The organism is Vibrio sp. JZG10 (assembly GCF_054064075.1).
Genome location: NZ_JBSUGE010000046.1, coordinates 1 through 4,830 on the forward strand (window position 1 = coordinate 1; position 4,830 = coordinate 4,830).

Sequence of the window (4,830 nt, forward strand, 5' to 3'; positions counted from 1 at the left end):
TTTTACCAACTTTGGCTACGCACCTAACAAACTGTTCAAGAGGGATTCGCAACGCGTGGCATTTTTACTATGCGTTGATTTTAGTGATTAAGGTGGTGTGCGGTGGCTTCGGTATAGCGTTGCTCACCCCTTAACAGAGCGTTAACTCGCAATGACTAGCGCTAACGTTTTTGAAATATGTTTGTTGTCAGTTTCATCTGTATAGTATGTGAATCGCACAGTTTCACTCTCGAATACGAAAGCTTCGACAGACACGACTCCGAATGCAACAATAGTTTTCATTTGATTTGAGTTCTAAAAATGAAACTACTAATAATTCTCCTGTCAATTTTTACTACGAATATATGCTATGCCAAATTAGAACAGTTGCATTTGTCAAATAAAGTTGTAGTAGATATTTTGCTACCGAATAAGCTTTCACATTCAGGTAATGTTCTTATTCTGAAATATGATGATTGGTACTTTTCTCATGAGGTGATCAATCCAAAAGAATTTTACAGTCCCATCGATTTAACTGACATTCAGCATGAATTTCTAAAATCCATGTTTTATCCAAAACTTCGGGAAAGCTTCCCAAATTGGTTAGGTGAACTTGCAGACGAACAAGCGAAGTCATTTGGTCTGTCAAAGACTAATATAAATAATCGAAAATTTGACGATATAGATGTGTTGGGAGGTTACGACAATACGTCAATGCAGGGTAATATTTTTGTTTTTGAAAAGTACCAAATTCATCATCTCAGTATTGCAGGAGAAGGTGAGTATTATATTGAACTGCTAAATGCAATTAAAAGGAAGTAATATGTCATTATCACTAGAGGAAAAACAAGATCTCAAATTGTTTCTTGTAAATGTATATGGTCCACAAGCTAGAAGTTGGACGATTAATGATGAAATGTTCAATCTTACTTATAAAATGTTGTCGGAGTCGGGAAAATGCTCTGATGTTATGGACTTAGTTCCTCGACCAATATCTGTTGGTCAAAATCCCGCTAAATGGTTGACCAAACAAGTCCGCTCAATGATCCTTAGAAAGTTGAAAGATCGAAAAGGGCATTATGCTATTTGTGTTAAAACGTCGGCGTTAAAAATGAAAACAAGCTTCTTAATGATCGACGCAGGGATTTAAATGCCTAAAAATTGTGAGTTAACAAAGCATTTAAGAGTGATTCCCAACGCTTGGCATTTTTCATTCCATCGTTGGGTTTTGTGTTTACGGAGGTATGGTTTAGTTTTGTAGTAGCGTTGCTCACACCTTAATGCGGCGTTAACTATTTAGGAGGTTGTGTTTGAATCAGAAGTACTTACCGTTTGCTAAAACGACCCTGTTTTATCTATGGATCAGTTTTACTGTCCTTTTTCGATTTTTGTTGGGTAACCTCTATGGCGTGTTAATTACTATGCTAGTTCTACGCTACTTTAGTGAAAGTCTGTTTGGTCATCCAGCGTACTCTTTCGACGAACTTATGGCTTGGCTTCATGCTCTTAGTGATGAAATGAAAGTTGCTATAGTTAGCTCACTAGTTACTGTTATCGGTTTTCTAGTTGCTTACGCAAGTGCGACTTCAAACTGGAAATCTCAACTATTAGCCAACATAAAACTGCAGGCGTGGGGTGAATTAAATGCCTTTTTTACGGAGGTTGGTTCACTTGTGACTGACTGTGAAATTTATGCATCTGAAACTCTAGAAACGTCCGAAAAGATTAGAAAGTCTAAGAATAAGCAAGAGAAGTTGTTTCTAGTTTCGTATCAAAATGGCAGAGGACATGAAATCGATTTGAAACGTAAAAGGTTGGTTGCGATGTCAATTCAAGTACACCAATTTACTGGGAAATATGCCAACGTATTTTTATCGGTGCCTAAAGTGCAATCTAATTTTAGTATCGCCGCGAAAGCGCTAAATGAGGTCGCGTCAAAAACTTGGTTTAACATCCCTAGAGCTTATCCAGAAGACACCGATCCGGTAACCACCTTTCTGAGTCAAGTGAACAAAGAGCAGCTGACTGAATTTATCTCCTCTATAAATAAAAATCGAATACTTCTCTCTTTCTATCCAGACAGTGCAGGAGGTATATTGCAATCGGGAGTGGTGCCTTTTAACGGAGTGTCGTTATTCAATACGTTTCGACGAGTAAAAGAGTTGCATTCTGCTTTTGAAGAACTACGAAAGGCGAAACAAAATAGTTAACAAAGCATTTAAGAGTGATTCGCAACGCTTGGCGCTTTCGCTTCGCTCAAGTATAGCCAAGCGTCGCTCACACCTTAATGCGGCGTTATATGCTTTCAAGTTTCAAACAATAAAAGGACTTAAAAATGATTCTAAATCATGTCTCAGTTGGCGCTTCTGATGTGGTAAAAGCAGTTGATTTTTATGACTCAGTTCTTTCTACGTTGTCTATTAAGCGTGCCCACTATATAGAAAATATCGCAGCGGCTTATGGTGAAAGCTTTGAATTTTGGGTCGGAAGTCCTTGTGAAGGAAAAGCAGCATCAAGTAATGGTGTTCATATTGCTTTCAATGCGCCTTCAAAGGAAGCTGTTGACCAGTTCTATGCTACAGCCATTGAATTAGGTGGTTCATGTGCAGGTAAGCCAGGCTTAAGACCAGAGTATGGTGAAACGTACTGTGCAGCATTCGTACGTGACTTAGACGGAAACAAAATCGAAGCAGTTTCAATGTAGCTTCGAGTACGCATATAACAATAAATTTAAGAGTGATTCACAACGCTTGGCGCTTTCACTTCAAGCCAGTTTAGTGTTTATGGCACAATGCTTTAGGTAGGGTGGTTAGCGTTGTTCACACCTTAATTTGGCGTTAGCATACTTTGATAGGAGTTCAGATGGCTACGATAGTCGAACAAATTGTTAATCGTGAAATTGACTCGGTCATCGTGTACGAATCTGACCAAGTTATAGCTTTTGCAGACCATGATCCAATCAACTTTGGGCATATTTTAATTTGTCCTAAGACTCAATACCGTACATTCATTGACCTGCCTGAGTCTGTGTTTTTTGAGATCACCGACGTTGCAAGAGATTTATATAAACGTATAGAAGCTAAGTTCAATCCCGATGGTATCGGCTTTATGCAAAACAATGGAGAGGCACCTCATTTCAACGAGCTCGATCACTACCATTTGCATATTTTCCCTAGGTTTCATGGCGACCAGTACGGCTGGGTTAGTAGTGAACTTGGAATTCAAACTATGGATAAACTAAGAGAATCACTTAAAGATCTATGAGCATTGAAAAAGTATGCTAACAAATTGTTCAAGAGTGATTCGGCACGCGTGGCATTTTGACTATGCGTTGGTTTTGGTGGTTAAGGTGTTATGCGGAAGCATCGGTATTGCGTGCCTCACACCTTAACAAGGCGTTAACTGGCGCAGAAAATATGAAAGCACAATGATACAGTTTCTAGGTTCAGAGATTTAGCGTGTTCGGTCGGTTTCCTTAGCTGAGCTAATGCGACTAATTTCAGTTTGATACTTAAGTTTACTGATGTGAAAGGCGGCACAAAGCCTTCTAATAATATAAGGCATTCGCGATTAGTCCGGCATACTTACATCGCCGAAGTGTGGTGTTGTGAGACGCATTTCAAACTAAAGATAAACGGTAATTTTTTGGTTAAATACATATTTGGGTTAGCTTTGCTAATCATTAATTAGCAAAACGAGCTTTGGCGAAAGTGGCTGAAAGAACGGCGAAAACTGAAAGGCGCTCAGTTAACAAACTGTTCAAGAGGGATTCGCAACGCGTGGCATTTTCACTATGCGTTGGCTTAAGTGATTAAGGTGGTATGCGGCAGCATCGGTATTGCGTTGCTCACCCCTTAACAGGGCGTTAGTTGCCAACGAGGAAAACGCAGCTAAAGCAGAATGTTTAGGGCTAATGTCCATGTGTTTTTGGCTAGGTTTTTCGCATTTCAATTTCTAGTTATTTGGGTTTGTGAAAGTCGTGCTTTGGTTTCTTGTGCGGTTTGGGTTTTCTGTTTCAGAAGCCGATTAGTTTGTTGAAAGTCTGCTCTGTTGCATTGTCGTTCCAAAAGGTTTATTGGGTGTTCAAGGCCCGTTTTCTACGGCGTTGTAAATTCCAAGTGGTTTCAGTGACAGGCGCTTTGAAACTGCGCCTGAACTGAGTTTTTCAAAGCATATAAAACTAGTGTTGGCAAAACGGCAATCGACTTCAAATCTAAGCTTTAGATTTGGCAACTAACAAAGCATTCAAGAGGGATTCACAACGCTTGGCAGTTTTGGTTTGAATTGGTTTTAGTGTTTACAGCACAATGGTTTAGCTTGGGTGGAATGCGTTGTTCACCCCTTAATGCGGCGTTATATGCTTTAGGGATTTCTGAACAGGATGTTTTTGATACTAGCAATATTGGGTGCTATCTACCTGTTATTTAAGCTGTACCGGGAAGGCGAAGAGATAGTTTGGAATAGAATTTTAGTTACTATCTTTTTTGTCAGCTATTCAGCTCTGTACTTGTATGTCCCACCTTTCTTAGGCATGAATAACCAATATGCAGGTAAAATGTACGAATTAGTTCCAATCGGATGCTATTTCATGGCTTTACTTCCCGATATGGAAGAGGCAGAAACGGAGGCGAAAGCCTTCGTATTTTTCGCTTGGTGTGGTCTTATTCTCATAGCATCTTTCTTGGTTTACTTTAAGTTGTATGTGTGGTGATGGGTGCTAGTACGCATATAACAAACTGTTCAAGAGGGATTCACAACGCGTGGCATTTTCACTATGCGTTGGTTTAAGTGATTAAGGTGGTATGCGGCGGCATCGGTATTGCGTTGTTCACCCCTTAACAGGGCGTTATG

General features: G+C 39.7%; 5 protein-coding genes. All 5 read left to right on the forward strand.

All coding sequences use genetic code 11. From position 1 onward, the window contains the following. Nucleotides 1-300 precede the first annotated feature (300 nt). Nucleotides 301-801: a hypothetical protein gene (locus ACWYVB_RS23920; RefSeq protein WP_268980009.1), complete on the forward strand. Its 501-nt coding sequence runs from the start codon at nt 301-303 to the stop codon at nt 799-801. Between the two features lies 1 nt (nt 802). After that, nucleotides 803-1,129 carry a hypothetical protein gene (locus ACWYVB_RS23925; RefSeq protein ID WP_268980010.1) on the forward strand — a complete coding sequence of 109 codons (327 nt, stop codon included), beginning with the start codon at nt 803-805 and terminating at the stop codon, nt 1,127-1,129. 160 nt (nt 1,130-1,289) lie between these two features. Then, nucleotides 1,290-2,189, forward strand: a complete 900-nt coding sequence (locus ACWYVB_RS23930) for a hypothetical protein (protein WP_268980011.1) — start codon at nt 1,290-1,292, stop codon at nt 2,187-2,189. A 125-nt stretch (nt 2,190-2,314) separates the two neighbouring features. Next, the gene (locus ACWYVB_RS23935) at nt 2,315-2,683 is read left to right on the forward strand and encodes a VOC family protein (protein ID WP_268980012.1); all 369 of its coding nucleotides are present in this window, start codon (nt 2,315-2,317) and stop codon (nt 2,681-2,683) included. Nucleotides 2,684-2,841: 158 nt separating this feature from the next. Further along, complete coding sequence (locus ACWYVB_RS23940; RefSeq protein ID WP_005537025.1) at nt 2,842-3,243, forward strand: HIT family protein; 402 nt, start codon at nt 2,842-2,844, stop codon at nt 3,241-3,243. Nucleotides 3,244-4,830: the final 1,587 nt, after the last annotated feature.